The 16,182-nt window shown below is 50.0% G+C and carries 13 protein-coding genes; 10 read left to right on the forward strand and 3 right to left on the reverse strand.

Going from position 1 to position 16,182, the window contains the following annotated elements; all coding sequences use genetic code 11:
• The 7 genes from KOO63_09645 to KOO63_09675 form a co-directional block, all read left to right on the forward strand.
• Positions 1-1,641 (forward strand): tail fiber domain-containing protein (locus KOO63_09645; GenBank protein MBU8922068.1); only part of this gene is annotated, 1,641 nt, incomplete at its 5' end.
• A 172-nt stretch (positions 1,642-1,813) separates the two neighbouring features.
• Positions 1,814-2,080, forward strand: coding sequence for a hypothetical protein (locus KOO63_09650; GenBank protein MBU8922069.1), 267 nt, complete (start codon positions 1,814-1,816; stop codon positions 2,078-2,080).
• Between the two features lie 31 nt (positions 2,081-2,111).
• Entirely contained in the window at positions 2,112-2,411 is a 300-nt protein-coding gene (locus KOO63_09655; protein MBU8922070.1) for a hypothetical protein, read from the forward strand.
• Positions 2,412-2,783 (forward strand): cupin domain-containing protein, encoded by a 372-nt coding sequence (locus KOO63_09660; protein ID MBU8922071.1) that lies wholly within the window; start codon positions 2,412-2,414, stop codon positions 2,781-2,783. It begins immediately after the preceding gene.
• A gap of 210 nt (positions 2,784-2,993) precedes the next feature.
• Entirely contained in the window at positions 2,994-4,286 is a 1,293-nt protein-coding gene (locus KOO63_09665) for a DUF2079 domain-containing protein (GenBank protein MBU8922072.1), read from the forward strand.
• A 162-nt stretch (positions 4,287-4,448) separates the two neighbouring features.
• On the forward strand, positions 4,449-4,817 hold the full coding sequence (locus KOO63_09670; GenBank protein MBU8922073.1) for a hypothetical protein: 369 nt from the start codon (positions 4,449-4,451) through the stop codon (positions 4,815-4,817).
• A 1-nt stretch (position 4,818) separates the two neighbouring features.
• The gene (locus tag KOO63_09675; GenBank protein ID MBU8922074.1) at positions 4,819-7,974 is read left to right on the forward strand and encodes a PAS domain S-box protein; all 3,156 of its coding nucleotides are present in this window, start codon (positions 4,819-4,821) and stop codon (positions 7,972-7,974) included.
• Between the two features lie 73 nt (positions 7,975-8,047).
• On the opposite strand, the gene KOO63_09680 is transcribed toward KOO63_09675, so the two are convergent.
• From KOO63_09680 to KOO63_09690, 3 genes are read right to left on the reverse strand one after another with little or no spacing between them, the layout of a single operon-like run.
• On the reverse strand, positions 8,048-9,217 hold the full coding sequence (locus KOO63_09680; GenBank protein MBU8922075.1) for a DegT/DnrJ/EryC1/StrS aminotransferase family protein: 1,170 nt from the start codon (positions 9,215-9,217) through the stop codon (positions 8,048-8,050).
• A 16-nt stretch (positions 9,218-9,233) separates the two neighbouring features.
• Complete coding sequence (locus tag KOO63_09685; protein MBU8922076.1) at positions 9,234-10,196, reverse strand: cation diffusion facilitator family transporter; 963 nt, start codon at positions 10,194-10,196, stop codon at positions 9,234-9,236.
• 1 nt (position 10,197) lies between these two features.
• Positions 10,198-13,692, reverse strand: a complete 3,495-nt coding sequence (locus KOO63_09690) for a T9SS type A sorting domain-containing protein (protein MBU8922077.1) — start codon at positions 13,690-13,692, stop codon at positions 10,198-10,200.
• Positions 13,693-13,986: 294 nt separating this feature from the next.
• Between KOO63_09690 and KOO63_09695 the strand changes: the two genes are divergently transcribed.
• The 3 genes from KOO63_09695 (at position 13,987) to KOO63_09705 (ending at position 16,116) form a co-directional block, all read left to right on the forward strand.
• On the forward strand, positions 13,987-14,316 hold the full coding sequence (locus KOO63_09695; protein MBU8922078.1) for a NifU family protein: 330 nt from the start codon (positions 13,987-13,989) through the stop codon (positions 14,314-14,316).
• 36 nt (positions 14,317-14,352) lie between these two features.
• A complete protein-coding gene (locus tag KOO63_09700; protein ID MBU8922079.1) occupies positions 14,353-14,862 on the forward strand; it encodes a hypothetical protein in 510 nt (169 codons plus the stop codon).
• 156 nt (positions 14,863-15,018) lie between these two features.
• Positions 15,019-16,116 carry a dipeptidase gene (locus KOO63_09705; protein MBU8922080.1) on the forward strand — a complete coding sequence of 366 codons (1,098 nt, stop codon included), beginning with the start codon at positions 15,019-15,021 and terminating at the stop codon, positions 16,114-16,116.
• Positions 16,117-16,182: the final 66 nt, after the last annotated feature.

Raw genomic sequence — 16,182 nt, forward strand, 5'->3', positions numbered from 1 at the left:
GGAACAGCTGAGATGACGGGATTCAAATTGCCGACAGGTGCAAGTAACGGTTACGTACTTACTTCCGATGCCAGTGGTATCGGTACTTGGCAAGCAGGGGGTAGCGGCAGTGGAGACATCACAGCGGTCAACGCCGGAAACGGACTGGTAGGAGGAGGAACTTCGGGGGAAGTATCATTGAATATACTTGTTGGAACAGGCATCGCTGCCTCAGCGGATATGCTAAGTCTTACCTCTGATTACAGCTCCGGCAGTGCATATGATAGCCGATTTGTGAATGATAGTGATCTCGATCACCTGGATTCAGCTGACGGCAGCGTGCCCAACGCTTTATATGTAAACAACAACGGAAAAGTGGGAATTGGTACTACCAGCCAAACGCACACACTGGAAATATATTCTCCGACCAATGCAGACATATATTTAAAAAGTGGTTCCGCACCGACATTACTTCTGGATAACTCAACCTATGCAAATCCGTGGCGAGTGTTGGTTGAAGATACCAGTGGTAAGTTTATCATCTCAGATGGCCTGACAGCGCAGAGGTTTTTCATAGATTCTGCGGGCAATATAGGAATCGGCGAAAACAACCCGGCTTCTCGCCTGGATGTGGCAGGAACAGCTGAGATGACGGGATTCAAATTGCCGACAGGTGCAAGTAACGGTTACGTACTTACTTCCGATGCCAGTGGTATCGGTACTTGGCAAGCAGGGGGTAGCGGCAGTGGAGACATCACAGCGGTCAACGCCGGAAACGGACTGGTAGGAGGAGGAACTTCGGGGGAAGTATCATTGAATATACTTGTTGGAACAGGCATCGCTGCCTCAGCGGATATGCTAAGTCTTACCTCTGATTACAGCTCCGGCAGTGCATATGATAGCCGATTTGTGAATGATAGTGATCTTGATCACCTGGATTCAGCTGACGGCAGCGTTGCAGGTGCCGTGTTTGTGGATAATGACGGTAAAGTCGGTATCGGCACCACCAGCCCGGACTGCCTGCTTCATGTCATGAAAGCTGGTGATACCGAGATCTGTGTAGAGCATCCCGGCCCTACGTATGATAAGAATGTCGGGTTTCGAATAAAAGCGAACACAGTTAGCGGGAGTCCATACGCGAACTGGTTCCTTCAATCAGACTGGAGTGGTAATTTTGCTTTAAGAGATGAGACTGCCGGCACCAGACCATTCTTTGTCGAGGCAGCCGCGCCGAATTATTCATTGTGCATCAAGCAATCCGGCAGCATCGGATTGGGTACGAATACTCCCTCCTATAAGCTGGATGTTACCGGTGATATCCAATGCGTCGCGCTCCACGAGACATCCGACGAACGGTTGAAGACCAACATCAAGCCGCTCGAAAATGCTCTGGAAGCGGTAATGAATCTGCAGGGTATATCATTCGAGTGGAACGAAGCAGCTGAATCAAAAGGGGCTCAAGCGGGTAAGGAGCAAATCGGTTTGATCGCACAGGAAGTAGAGCGGGTCCTTCCAGAGCTGGTAGCCACGGCTGAAGATGGGTATAAATCAGTCGATTACAGCAAATTGACAGCTGTCCTTATCGAGGCTGTAAAGGACCTAAAATCAGAAAACGAAATATTGATGAAAAAAATCAAAGCACTCGAAAAAGCCATGGAGTAGATCCTGTTGGGAATCACTTATAACTTTAGTCTTTAGATTCCATCGATTGACGCTGTGCGGGGACAAATAATTGAAATAAAATCTATTTTGATGTGTAATGGCAATGTCACCGGAATTAACATAAATCTGCTTGTCACCTGTATGGCTCGCAATATTGATCAAGGATGTCTGAATGTCAAAATTAATAGAATCGATCAAATCCCCTCATATCCAGATTGCGCTGGTAACGGGGCTCAGCATATTATTCCTGGCGTATGCATCCAAGCGAGTGTCGGCGGAACCGATAGGATACCTGCAGATGGCGATACCGCCATTTCTGGCGACGATCTATAGTGCTGTATTAAAGAAGCATAAAGGCAAAAAGATCTGCACGACCTGGTATTGGATCGTGGCAATAATAATAGCCACTGCTCTGGTTATCGTGTTAAATATGATCTGATTCCTCCCTTCCTTCATGAAAGGAAACTGACATGAGCCTCGCCTGTCCACAATGCGGCAAACGGCTTGGCCGTGGGGAAGTGATCAAGTTCATCCGTCTGGCAACTATCTACTGCGTTCAATGCAATTCTCCACTGTCAATTGATAAAACCGGGCGGCTGGCGATATGGCATCCGGTGATCCTGGCATTTCTTCTCAGCATATTATTCATGAAAGTGACTCCCTACCAACCCATTATGTTAATTCTGCTGCTTGCAGGTTTTGTGGTTGGTGCGTTCAACGGGGATAAATACGGCACATTGCACCTGTCTTCAGAAGATAAAGAGGAATAAATGGCAAAAGCAGTAAATATTGAAGAATGTTTTGAGATGTTTAATGATACATTTTCCCCCAAGATCGTTGGAAAGTTAAATGGACAGCATGTCATGCTTGTCCGTTGTGAAGGCGACAAGGTTCCCTGGCACACGCACGATGATGAAGATGAAATGTTTCTGGTGGTAGAAGGAACACTTGAGGTAATGTTAAAAGATGAAAACATAACTTTACAGGCTGGCGAATTCTATATAGTCCCAAAAGGTGTTGAGCATCGTGTTGTTCCGCGAGGCCACGTCAAGCTTGTATTGTTTGAACCCGAAGGTATTGCTCATACTGGAAAAGTGGAGACGGAGATCACTAAAAAGGTCTTTGATCGACTCGAATTATAGAAATTGTTGATGAATACAAAAAACACGAGACTTGGTATCCTCTTTATTTTTTTTGTTGGGGTTATTGTATCATCAACATTTTCTTTTTATAAAATTCAGTCATTGAGTTTTCATACGAGAGATTATGCCCTGTATATGCAATTTTCCTCAAAACTGCTGGATCCGGACCTTGCGGACCGATATTCCCTGAATCCAAATGGTTATAATATTTTGAGATTTTCCGGAACAGAGGGCGAGGATAGCTTTCATAAAGCAATTCACCTGGAGCCGGTGAAATATGTATACGCGATCATATATAGATTCTTCAAGAGTCCGTTATTACTCTTTTTGTTTATCGCAATAATCTATTTCTCTCCACTTTTATACCTTGCACGATTTCATCCAATGGACACCGGGCTGGACAGGTATTTCATGGTGATACTTTCTGGCTTATACGTTGTTTTTCCTTCCACGGTCGAGGTGGTAGCATATGACCTGAGACCCTATGTCTTGTTGGCGCCATTGTTCCTGCTTTCAATGCTGTCCGTATACCTGAGACGTCCATTATGGGAAAAGCTGGTATTTTTTAATCTCATGTTCATTGCGCGGGAAGAAGGACTGGTCTTTGGACTCATCGTGATATTGTTTGCTATCGCTGGCTGCAAGGATAGACAAAGCAGGAGATCCCATGCTACAGGGTTGATATCATCGTGGTTTATATGGCTTGTTCTCTCGCTTATGTATTTTATCTGGACAGGATATTCGTTTAATGCAGTTCTGAACCTGCGAGTTACTCTATTTGTCCTGGCTGTTGCTGCTTTTTCTCTCCTCGCGTTGCTCCTGTTATGGCGAAAAGCCATAGAAGAGAAAGTCTCTCGAGGTTTTCTTCAGCTCATCACTTATGTCCTGGTATTTGCCCCACTAGGGTTTCAATACTTTAAGCCCAATTTACATAGATTTACAGGCAACCCTCTGGACGGCATAAAATATGCGACCTTATCACTTGTCACCTACCCAAAATATAACCTTTATTTTATCTGTGCCTTATTGCTCACATTTCTGGTATGGGAGCTGATGAGGAAGCGAAGAATTAAACAAATTATAATTGGCTGTCTGGTCATCGCTACAATTATGTTCGTATCTGTAAACGCGATATTTCTTCGGCGTGACATAACTATTGAAAAATATACTGCAAGCGAAGTCATTCATGATTTGCGAGAGTCGACTGATAAATACAGTACTTTTATTCTCACTGATTATGCTACACACCAGGCGTTCTATGATTATGAAAATGTCTATGTCTATAATCGGCTGCCCTGGTATTTAGTGGCAGGTCAAGAGCGATATTACCCGGACCCTGAAAACATATCAGCATTAAAGAAGCTCTTAAAAAGCGATATCGAATATATTGTCGTATCCCGGGAAAGCACAGAAGAAATCGAGAGGTTATTAAGATCCTCTTCGATCGAAGTGCCACAAGCCGACGCAGGAAATGGGACATATAAGATAATCAGGTTGCGATAAAGCAGTGTCGCAGGAATCCGGAACACAGATTATTCATTCTGCTGTCATCCGCGTCCGGCATGAATTAAAGTAAGTATTTGTAACAAAGCACTTTTTTGTATTACAATTGTGACTCATGCTGACGTGTGCTGAGGCTGATCATTCGGCTCAAGAGGGCTTGCTATGGCAGAGAAAGTCACGATTCGTGAAGACCTCCAGATCATTCAGGTTGACTCGTATGGTGATGTGAACGCCGAGGACCTGAAAAAATCACTTGAGACGGTATTCAAGATTCGACAGGAACAGGGTCTGACCAGGGTGCTTGTCGATGCTACCAGAGAAACTTCACTCCCTTCTACCCCTCGCGTCTTCGAATTTGGATCACAACTGGCCGAATTGCTTCGAGGGATGAAGTTTGCACTTGCCACTTCACCTGAGACGGATCGAGACCTGAGATTTCTTGTGACCGTGGCAATCAATCGGGGAGCTCAAGTCAGTGTTTTCGATTCGGTGGATGACGCGCTTGTGTGGTTGATGGAAGATCCAGGGTAATATGAAAGACCAGAAAAAAACAAAAGATCAGCTTAGTGTAGAATTAAAGGAGATGCATCAGCGCGTTGCTGAGTTGGAAGAGAATGAGACCAGAGGTATAAAGGTACAGGAGGCGCTGAGGGAAAGCGAAGAGCGGTTTCGGGCAACCTTTGAGCAGGCAGCAGTCGGAATCACTCATGTGTCACCTGAAGGGCGATTTTTGCGCATCAACCAGAAATTCTGCGATATTGTGGGATACTCACGAGATGAGATACTCCAACTGAAATATCAGAATATTACCCATCCGGACGATCTCGATGTCGACGTCGACCGGGCGGGTGATCTGTTGTCCGGAAAAAGCAAAACAGATGTTTTGGAAAAACGATACATCCACAAAAACGGTGAACCAGTGTGGGTTCATCTGACAGTCTCTCTGGTGCGAGACGAAGCAGGCCAGCCAAAATGGTTTATCGCAGTCATTCAGGATATCACTGAGCGCAAAGAAGCAGAGGAAAAGCTTCGAGAGAGTAAAGAGCGTTTCGAGAAAATCACTTCACAATCCCCTATTCCTATGGTTATCACTGATTCCATAGGCAATGTTGAATATTTCAACGATAAATTTATCAAGACCTATGGCCACACTATGGATGATATATCGACCGCCGAGCAATGGTGGATCGCTGCCTACCCCGACGAAGATTATCGTCTGCTTGTACGACGATCATGGGAAAAAGCAATCGCTGAGGCAGCTGAAAAAGGGACTCAGATCGAAACTCAGGAATGGGATATCACATGCAAAGATAGTTCGGTGCGCCATGTTGAGTTTAATATGATGCCCCTGGGTGAGATCTCTGTCATTGCGATGAACGATATTACCGAGCGCAAACAGGTAGCGGACGCGTTGCGGGAGAGCGAGATGAAATATCGACTCCTGTCCACCAACACGCTGGATACGATCTGGACCACAGACCTTGAATTCAATATAACCTTTATCAGCAATGCTGTATTCGACTTCCTGGGATACACACCCCAGGAATTCTTAGGCAGGAATCCCACGGATTTTACAGTGTCGGAGGATATGCCAGCGCTTGAGAGAGCGGCTAATGAATTAATTGTCATATATAAAGAAGGAGAGATCCGACAAAGCATGGTCGAGGTCCGGCAGATCCGAAAGGATGGCACAATAATAGATGTCGAGCTTACCGCTAACTTGCTGCAGGATAGAACGGGACAGGTCATAGGTTTTCAGGGCAGAAGCATTAACATCACAGAGCGAAAACAGAAAGAAAAGGCGTTACGACTCACGCAGGCCTCCGTTGATAATTTAATGGATGCAGTTTACTGGATGGGAGCAGATGCAAAATTCATCTATGTGAATTCTGCGGCGGTCGAGGCTTTGGGGTACTCAAAAGAAGAATTGCTCACAATGACCGTACATGATATAGGTCCCGAATTTCCGAAAGAAGTATGGCCGGAACATTGGGCTGATCTGAAAGAACGCAAATCGTTCGTTCTCCACACCAATCATCGAAGAAAAGATGGGAGCATCTTCCCGGTCGATATATCGGTTAACTTAATCGAATTCGGGGGGACGGAGATCAATTGCGCGATTGCCAGGGATGTCAGTGAGCGCAAGAAGGCTGAAGCAGAATTGTCCGAGGCGTACAATATAATAAATCGTAGTCCGGTGGTTGCGTTTCTATGGAAGAATGTGTCAGGCTGGCCAGTTGTGTTTGCGTCGGAAAATGTGGATAAATTGACTGGCTATTCAGCGCGGGAGTTCACGGAAGGAAAAGCTTCTTACGGGGAAATGATCCATATGGATGATCGTGAAAGAGTTGCCAGCGAAGTCATGAGCAACGAGGCAAATGTGGAGGTGCAGACATTCGTTCATGAACCGTACAGGATCATTACGAAAAATGGAGAAACTAAATGGGTTTCGGATGCGACATATATCCGCAGAGATTCCGGAGGAGTGATCACACATTTCGAGGGAATCGTTATCGATCTCACCGAAAGATTGAAGTTGGAAGATCAATTGCGCCAGGCTCAGAAAATGGAATCCGTCGGACGGCTGGCTGGTGGTGTAGCCCATGACTTCAACAACATGCTGAGTGTGATTCTCGGCCATGTGGAGTTGGTCCTGGAACAGATGGACTCACAACAGCCGCTCTTTGAGGACATGCAGGCAATACGTTCGGCTGCCCGGCGCTCCGCGGACCTTACCCGAAAACTGCTGGCCTTTGCCCGCAAGGAGACTATCACTCCAAGTGTCCTGGATATTAACGAGACTGTGGAAGGGATGCTCAAGATGTTGAGGCGGTTGATCGGTGAGGATATCGATCTTGCCTGGCTGCCGGGGAAGGATGTGTGGCCGGTCAAAGTGGATCCATCGCAGATCGATCATCTACTTGCCAACCTGTGCGTCAACGCGAGAGATGCCATCGAAGGTGTGGGCAAGGTCACCATCGAAACAAATAATAGTACAATAGATAAGTCCTATTGCGCCGAGCATCCGGGTTTTGTTCCAGGCGAGTATGTCATGCTTGCAGTAAGCGATAATGGGTGCGGCATAGACAAGGAAATAATGGACAATATTTTCGAGCCATTTTTCACCTTAAAAGATATGGAAAAAGGCACCGGACTGGGGCTGGCGATGGTCTACGGCATCGTCAAGCAGAACAACGGGTTCATTAATGTGTACAGCGAGCCTGACCTGGGCGCGGTTTTCAAGATCTACTTGCCCCGGAACAGGGTCGAGGACGTAAAGATAGAGGATGAAATTCTTTCGGACCAGGTTGCCCTGGGTAACGAGACCATCCTGCTGGTCGAGGATGAGGCGGCGATACTGAAAATGACCACAGGAATGCTGGAGCGATACGGGTACTCCGTACTGGCCACCTCCGTCCCGAGCGAGGCCATCCGCCTGGCCGGAAAGCGTGCCGACAAAGTCCATCTGCTCTTAACCGACGTGATTATGCCCGAGATGAACGGGCAGGACCTTGCCAGGACCCTACTGTCCCTTAACCCTGGATTAAAGTGTCTGTTCATGTCCGGCTATACGGCCAATGTGATCGCTCGCCACGGAGTCCTGGATGATGGGGTACATTTCCTGCAGAAGCCGTATACACCGCAGGATCTGGCCAGGAAGGTTCGGGAGACACTTGATGGCGAATAGGGGAAAAATAAGTTGGGATGACCGGTTCTGCGAGTATTGAGACTGATGGCATCTCCCCCCCCGCGAGACCTGTTTATCGACCGTTGATCACATCGTCCAGTGTCTCGATGACATACCCGATCTCGTCGTCAGTCAGCTTCGGGTAGAATGGGATAGTGATCGTGCGCGACCCGATGCTCTCTGCAACGGGGAACATTCCCTCCCGGTAACCGAATCGTTCGCGATAGTATGTCATAAGGTGAAGGGGGTGGAAGTTTATCGACATCCCGACGCCCCGTTTCTGCATCTCTGTCATGATCTCGCCGCGCCTTGTCGCATCGACAAGGAGGGTGATAATGTGGCATGCATGTGTCGCTTCGGGCCTGATCGAGTGAAGTTCGACTCCGTCCATCTTTGTAAAAGCTTCCTCATATATCCGGTAGATCTCCCTGCGGCGTTCGAGAAATGATTCTACCTTTTTCATCTGCTCGACGAGTATGGCCGCGTGGATATTGTCCATGTTGTATTTCCAGCCGAGCATCTTCACATCGTATTGTTCGAAATGGTCGGTATAACGTTCCATCGCCGTACGGTCGAATCCGTGGAGCCTCAATTGACGGAGATGTTCGTTCCTTTCGGGGTCTTTCACCGAAATGGCGCCACCTTCTCCTGATGTGATGTTTTTTGTGGCGTAGAAACTGAAGCAGGCGTAATCGCTGTAATGGCCAGGTTTCTTTTCCATCCATTCCGCTTCGAGAGAGTGTGCCGCGTCCTCGACGATGACCAGGCCGTGCATGTCCGCTATATCGCGCAGGGAGGACATGTCGCACATCTGGCCATAGAGGTGAACTGGCAATATACCGCGGGTCTTCGCGGTGACCGCTTCTTCAACGGTATCAGGGGCGATATTGCCGGTTGCCGGGTCAACATCGACAAGCACCGGTGTGCCGCCGGCCATCAGGATTGCGTTTGCCGAGCCTATGAATGTCAGTGGGGTCGTGATCACTTCGTCGCCGGGGCCGATCCCACCGGCAAGAAGGGCAAGCTGCATCGCTCCAGTGCAACTCGTGACAGCTACCGTAAATGGAAGATCCAGGTATGAAGCGAGAGATTCCTCGAACTCGGCGACTTCCGACCCCGTAGTTATGAACAGGGTCCTCAGCACCGAGCCGACTCTCTCTATCTCTTCTTCGCCAATACTGTGTCTGAAGAATTCGACCTTACGCACATTTTCCTTTCGTCTATCGAGGCTCAGCCTGTCCATCAGCACAGTCGGAATACTAATCTATTTTGTCCTGGATTTCAATATCATCACCGGGAAAATCGTTCTTACCCGAATTCTCTCCAGGCCTGTGCGGGTCGACATGCACGAGGATCTTTTCAACCTTCGGGTATTGAGAAGTGATCCGGGCAACGACGTTGTCGATGATGAGATGTGAACGGCTGACAGTCATTTCCGGATCTACCTCGATATGAATCTCCATCCTTATCTTGTCAGCGTAATATCTTGCCATGACATCATGGCACTCCTCGACACCTTCCACGGCGGAAGTGGTTTCGACCACTCCGTCGATGAATTCCCTCGATGGTGAGGTGTCGACGATCTTCCTGACGCTGCCTTTCAAAATGTCGAAGGCTACTTTTGCAATGAAGAACGATACGAGAAGAGCCGCGAAAGAATCAAGTATGGCAAATTTTGGCACGTAGACAGCCAGGGAGATACCCACGAGAGTCACGATGGATGAAAGTGCGTCGGATCGGTGATGCCATGCATTGGCAATCATCGTTTCGCTACCTATCTTCCGGCCCGTTCTGATGGTCGCCTGATAGAGGATCTCCTTGGAGATGACAGAGAGCGCGGCGATGATGATTGTGAATCCACCGGGGATGTTCGTTTCATGGCGATATATCGATATGGTCGCTCCATATCCGATTTTGTAAGCGGCGAAAAGAAGAAGAAGCCCGACACCGATCGAGGTAAGTGTCTCGATCTTTCCATGGCCGTAGGGATGGGACTCGTCTTTTTCCTTTCCGAAGAAGTGAAGTCCGATAAGCACTACTATGTCGGAAATAAAATCTGATATCGAATGGACGCCGTCGGCGAGGAGCGCTCGACTTCGACCGATAGTTCCTCCGCCGAGCTTCAGGATGATGAGTGCCGCGTTCACACCCATCCCGTACCAGGTGATCTTCCTTGCTTCACCCAGGTCGTGGCTGTGATTATTATGGGACTGTCCGCTCATATTATCTCAGATAGATGATCTTCCTCGTCTGCCTGAATTTACCAGCCTTTATCCTGCAAAAGTACACGCCGGAGGTGACAGGCCTGCCGGCATCGTCCTTTCCGTTCCATGTAACGATGTGTCTGCCGGGAGCGCGATCCCTGTTTTCGAGCGTGCGGATCTGTCTTCCTGCCGTATCGAAGATCCGCATTTCCACAGCGCATTTCTCGGCGACTGTATATGCGAGCGTCGTATGTCCGTTGAACGGGTTCGGATAGTTCTGTTCGAGCGAGGTTGCCAATACCGGGATATCCGGCTGATCTTCGTCGTCCTCGACATCGGTCAGATCCTTGACGCTGAATAAGTCGTTACTCGAGTCTTCACCTTCGTTCAGCGCCGCGTCGTAAGCAACGATCTTTATAAGGCAGGAATCAGAGGTCGCCACCGGGGCTATCCACATAAAGGTCGAATCGTTCGCCTCTCCACCGGATAACAGAGAATAATCGGTGCCGGCGTTTACCGAGAACCAGATACTCAGCGAATCTATACCGACATTGTCAGTCGCGATCCATGAGACGTACACGGTATCGCCTGTTTCGATGAATTCTCCGCCGTTCGGATAGACGACGGTCACCTCGGGAGAGATACCGTCGGCGCCGATACAGGCCCCTGCCTGGTTCGAAAAACCACCAGAGTAACCGGAGCTGTTGACTGCCGCTACGCGGAAGAAGTGACAGCCGGAGTAAGGCATGTATATATAAGACTCTGTCGTCGGGTTCGGTAAGTAGCTGCAGGAATCTGCCGGGAGGAATCCATCATGCCACGAAGCGTATATCACGTACTGGTCAAATTCTGAAGTACATGCATCCCAGTCCAGCCTGATAGAATCGGGCGTTGTGGTTGATGGGATCACGGTAGCCGTCAGCCCCGTGATGTAGTCCGGAGCGGTGAAATGTGCCGTTGCGCCGCCGAAGGCTCCCTGGTCGGCTCGCGAACCGTCCGGGTCCGCAGGTCCGGTCGGGTCTCCCGTGTCGATCGCTCCTGAATGCATGCCAGGATGGTAGTCCAAAGTCACCGCGTCGGCATAATGCGGGGCACGGCTGCTATTGGTCGAGTCCGGAGTTACGATCAGGTACTCGGCAGGTGTGTTCCCGTAAACATTATTATATGAAAAACTGATGTTATCGAGGCTGCTTGCCTGGAATCCGTATCCCTGTCCGAATGTCACGAGGTTGTTGATAAATTCTGTAGCTTCCATCGAATTGAGGAACACATTCCCGCCGGCGAATGTCGCCGAGTTGTCGTCGACCGTGTTGTTAACGATACTGCCCCAGCAACTGTCCGCGTAGATGCCGCCGCCGATAGAGCTCGATTCGTTGAGTGCTATGATCGTGTTCTGGATATCCAGATGCCCCCACCTGACAAAGAGTCCGCCGGCCTGGCTTGTCGAAATGTTTTCGACTATCACACCGTGCGCGATGTCCAGTCCCGATCGTTCCGTGTATATCCCGGCGCCGCCGAAAGATGCCGTGTTTGCGGAGACCGTGTCTCCTGACATTACGATCGTGCTGAACCTGCCGTAGATCCCTCCGCCGGACCTGAAGCCGGTATTGGTCCCGATCATATTGTCGGAAAGGGTAGCGGTCGAATAGAGAACATAGATCCCCCCACCGTCCTTTGTGCCTGTATATTCGGCGTGACAGGTAGAGCCGGTGATCGTGTTTCCAGTGATCGTGGCGGTAACGTCGTAGAGGTAGATGCCTCCGCCACACTGTGCGCGGTTGTCCTCGATGATGTTGTTTTCTATGGTCACCGTTCCATCGTGGCAGGCTATTGCTCCTCCGCCACTGAATGCGGACACGCTCGTGTAGCCACAGTTCCGGATTATGTTATTCCTGATAACGGGAGAGGCCCTGTAGGAGAATATCCCTCCGCCGTAAGCTCCAGTTTCCGGCAGCTGAGCCGAGCGCCCTGTGCCGTTTATGAGGATGAATCCGTCGACTCCGCAGTTGACGAACAGGGTGTTCATGAACGAGATGGGAGAACCTACAGATGAGATCGTAGTAGAGTTTGTCTCCGGGTCCCTGACGGAATAATCGGAATCCCATCCTCCGAGAAGCCATAGAGGTGTCGTTACCGTCACTCCGGCAGTGTAGGTATGATTGCCCTCTACCATGATCGTGTCGCCCGGGTCCGCCACATCGGCTGCTACCTGTATAGAGGTGGCGGCCCATCTGGGAAGAGTGTATGGATAGACATTTCCGCCAGTCGGAGAGACGTATCTGTATGGAGGGCCGATAATTCTGAAGTCGGCGTCACTGAAGTCGTAGCCGCCTGTGGTATTCTCGTAGTAGGCGATCACCTTTATCCTGGCGGTCGTTACTGGAAGCTCGGGAACCGTCCAGAGGTAATTCTCGGAAGTTCCGGAAAGTCCATTTACGATTATGGAGTCGTAGCTCATGCCGCTGTTCAGGCTGAGAAGGACCGATATGGAATCTGGAGTCTGCCGGGATATCGACCATGTAATATCGAATTCTTCACCGATCGAAAGCTCTTCTCCACCATCGGGTGTGTCGACGTGGACCAGGACAGTGCTTTCATGATAGTCGATGTAGTAAGGAAAAACACCGATGCTGCAGACATTGTACTGGATGTACCCGATGCCGTCGTAGCCCCAGCCCTCGCCCCAGCTGTTTTTCATTATCCAGGCGCCATCGCCGCCACAGGCGCTGTCATCCCAGCCTATGAGAAGCACTCCGTGGTTGGGACCGTCAGGATAATCCGCGCTGTAGCAACCTGAGATATAGTTGCTGAGATTGTCGTGGGCGAACATCCCGCAGGCGACCGGGCCGTAATCGTAGATCGCCTGTTTGATCTGGTCCACGGTCGGACTTACCGAGTAGTAGCCGTCTATCGTTGCCAGGACCTCGCAGGAATACATATCGCAAGTTACGCCGTCTCTCGCCTCGTAAGGCATGCATGATTCATCGACCGCGCCGTAGTTGTAAAAGACATCGTAGGCTGTTGAGAGAAATCCCCCGTTACATCCCTGATCGGCGCCGTTACAAGCCATGATGGCCTGTTCCGACAGGTCCAGAAGGCGCTGGTCGTAGATCAGGGCAAATGATTCAAGCTGCCCGATCGTCGCGAAAGCCCAGCAGGAACCGCAGCTTCCCTGGTTCTTGGCAGGCGACACGCCGTTCAGCCCGCGCCAGTCGTACGATTCAGGTAAAGCAGCGCTGACAGTCAGCTCGACCCTTGGGAGACTCGACCATTCCGCATCGGACATGGGGCGAAGCCCCATCATCGCACGTCTTTCATCGTAAGAAAGGCTGCCGATCCCGGTTTTTCCCGCAGTCCAGTGCTGGCCTTTCTCGGCTATCTCTTTGTTGATCCGGGCAATCCTGTCTTCCTGGCTTTCCTCCCTGACCTCGCCGACAACACTCGTCGAGAGAAGGGTCAAGGCGGCCAGGGCAAGAATTATTATCTTCCGTGAGTCAACTGGCGAATTTTTCATTGTATGAGTATCTCCTCAGGTGTTGCTCCTCCCACTTCTTCCAGGAGGAATTATGAGCAAAAGTCAAGCCATCGTCAGTGGATCATGCTGGCTCACTTCAGTATCAAAAATAGGGAAAGACGCGAAGACTGACAAGCCATTTCGGAGTCCGATCGGCCTGACCTGCGATGAAAGTACTTGAAAACCGGATAATTGAATTATAAGTTGGAATAACAGGGGGCAATATCGGTTCCATGGATCGGCTCGGAGATGTAAGCTCCGGGCTGAAAAAGAGACCTGAAACATGAACGGAGGATGGAAATGCTGGATATCGAAAAGGTAAAGGAAGTACTTGAGGAAGTAAGGCCTAATCTCCAGGCTGACGGTGGCGACATCGAATTGGTCGGTCTTGAGGGAGGCGTTGTAAAGGTAAGATTGAAGGGTAGTTGCGCGGGATGCCCGATGTCCCAGATGACTCTTACATTCGGCGTCGAAAAGGTCCTCAAGGAGAGGATCCCCGAGGTCGAGAGAGTGGAAGCGGTGCCGTTCTGGTATCTGCCCTTTTATGATTCGAACCACCTGGAGGGGGGGAGTGATGCTTCCCTCCTCTTTTTTGTCATATTTCTTGCAGAAAATGCTTCCTGAACCTGGACTTTGAGTCTTTCAGCGTTGAAGGAGTGCATGTTGCGATATTTACGCGAACTGATATACGGTATTGCAACGTGGCGAAGGAGCGGTAAAAGAACGTTCTGGCGCCGACTGGGGATTGCCGGCTTTACTCTTCTGGAGCTTTTCATCGTAGTGGAGATCATCGGCTTTCTTACGACCATAGTCGTCTCGAATTATTTCCGGTCCAAGAAGGCAGCAGAAGTAGCAGTCACCCTGGCAAATATAAAGAATATACAGATAGCCCTGACGTCATATATGGCAGTGGAGGGGGACTATCCCGCGACGCTTAACACGGTATGGTTGCAGTTCTACGGTGGCAGAGTCATCGAGGATCTCGATTATATCGGAGGGACCACAGCCGCAAACCAGGGGGGATGGTCCTTTAATCCGAGTAACAGCGTGGACATCAAGTTCAATGGGCCGACGGTAATGGATTATGCGGTCAGAAGCAAAGAGAACCTGCTTCCATACGCACTCTACATATACGGTGACGCGGCGACCTCCGCGAAGATCGTCCAGTAGAGATCCGTGGCTCCGTGTGTCTTCCCGTTGCGCATGAGTCCGGGAGACAGGCGAGCTTTCGTCGCGGCAGAGAATAACACCAAATAATCAGCTGAAATATTGCACCTCCTGTATTACTATCTCATCAGATAAACCATAATTGCAGGGGGCGTTCTCATGTTTGAGGAAAAGACACCCGTCTTTGACGGGCATTGCGATACGGCGACGAAATTGATGGCTGACGACACCATTGACCTGGGAAAAGAGCTGGAAAAAGGCCATGTCGATATTCCAAGGATGATAGAAGGCGGGGTCGGAGCACAGGTATTCGCCTGTTGGGTCGATCCCGATATCCCCGCCGAAAAATGGAATATCACAACGATAAAGATGATAAAGAGACTTCGTGCGGCTGTAGAAGCGAACAGCGACAGCATCGGGACAGCCCTTTCCGGACTCGAGATCGAAGAGCTTATCGGGGAGGGAAGGATCGCCGCGGTAACAGGTGTGGAGGGGGGGCACGCGATCGGCTCTGAAATGAAGGCACTGCAGAGCCTGTATTCTGAAGGGGTCAGATGTATGACGCTGACCTGGAACAACCATAACGAGATCGCCGATGCCTGTGATGGAGAGCCCCGTCACGGTGGCCTGAGTGATTTCGGGCGGGAGGTTACAGGCGAGATGGACTCGATGGGGATGGTCATCGATCTTTCACACTCTTCTGACCGTACTTTCTTTGATGTGCTGGAAACGAGCGCCAACCCGGTACTCGTCTCCCATTCATGTATGAGGGCGATATGCGATCATCCGAGAAACATGACCGACGATATGTTGCGGGCTCTCGCCGGGAATGGTGGCGTCGTGGGGATCAACTTCTTTCCCGGTTTTCTCGAGACTGAATGCAGCAGGGAGACATTCGCCCTGTGGGACGAGTACAAAAGGGAACGCAGCGTTCTGGCAGTGAAGTACGAGGGGGATGTCATCAGGGCTGATAAGGAACTTCAGATTAAATACATGCCTGAAATAAATGCGATAGAGGTGCCCGGTGTGGATGTGGTCGTCGACCATATCGAGCACGCGATAGAGCTGGCAGGGGTCGGCCACGTGGGGATAGGGTCCGATTACGATGGTACGCCGATGATGCCTCAGGGCCTCGAAGATATTTCGAAGATGCAGTCGATAGCCCGGGTGATGCGTACCCGTGGGTATTCTGCTGGAGAGACGGAAAAGGTGATGAGTGGCAACCTGCTCACCCTGTTCAAGAGTGTGTGTACCTGATCATCAGCCAGGGGTCAAAGTGGGCAGAGAGGGTTATCGAAATATTGAAGGGGCCGGAAACGATTC

Source organism: Candidatus Latescibacterota bacterium, assembly GCA_019038625.1.
Classification (GTDB): domain Bacteria; phylum Krumholzibacteriota; class Krumholzibacteriia; order Krumholzibacteriales; family Krumholzibacteriaceae; genus JAGLYV01.

Bases quoted from the DNA above. Each gene is read 5' to 3' on its own strand.
- KOO63_09650 (MBU8922069.1), top strand. From the start codon at position 1,814: ATGTCAAAATTAATAGAATCGATCAAATCCCCTCATATCCAGATTGCG.
- KOO63_09655 (MBU8922070.1), top strand. From the start codon at position 2,112: ATGAGCCTCGCCTGTCCACAATGCGGCAAACGGCTTGGCCGTGGGGAA.
- KOO63_09660 (MBU8922071.1), top strand. From the start codon at position 2,412: ATGGCAAAAGCAGTAAATATTGAAGAATGTTTTGAGATGTTTAATGAT.
- KOO63_09670 (MBU8922073.1), top strand. From the start codon at position 4,449: ATGGCAGAGAAAGTCACGATTCGTGAAGACCTCCAGATCATTCAGGTT.
- KOO63_09675 (MBU8922074.1), top strand. From the start codon at position 4,819: ATGAAAGACCAGAAAAAAACAAAAGATCAGCTTAGTGTAGAATTAAAG.
- KOO63_09680 (MBU8922075.1), bottom strand. From the start codon at position 9,217: ATGGACAGGCTGAGCCTCGATAGACGAAAGGAAAATGTGCGTAAGGTC.
- KOO63_09685 (MBU8922076.1), bottom strand. From the start codon at position 10,196: ATGAGCGGACAGTCCCATAATAATCACAGCCACGACCTGGGTGAAGCA.
- KOO63_09690 (MBU8922077.1), bottom strand. From the start codon at position 13,692: ATGAAAAATTCGCCAGTTGACTCACGGAAGATAATAATTCTTGCCCTG.
- KOO63_09695 (MBU8922078.1), top strand. From the start codon at position 13,987: ATGGAAATGCTGGATATCGAAAAGGTAAAGGAAGTACTTGAGGAAGTA.
- KOO63_09700 (MBU8922079.1), top strand. From the start codon at position 14,353: ATGTTGCGATATTTACGCGAACTGATATACGGTATTGCAACGTGGCGA.
- KOO63_09705 (MBU8922080.1), top strand. From the start codon at position 15,019: ATGTTTGAGGAAAAGACACCCGTCTTTGACGGGCATTGCGATACGGCG.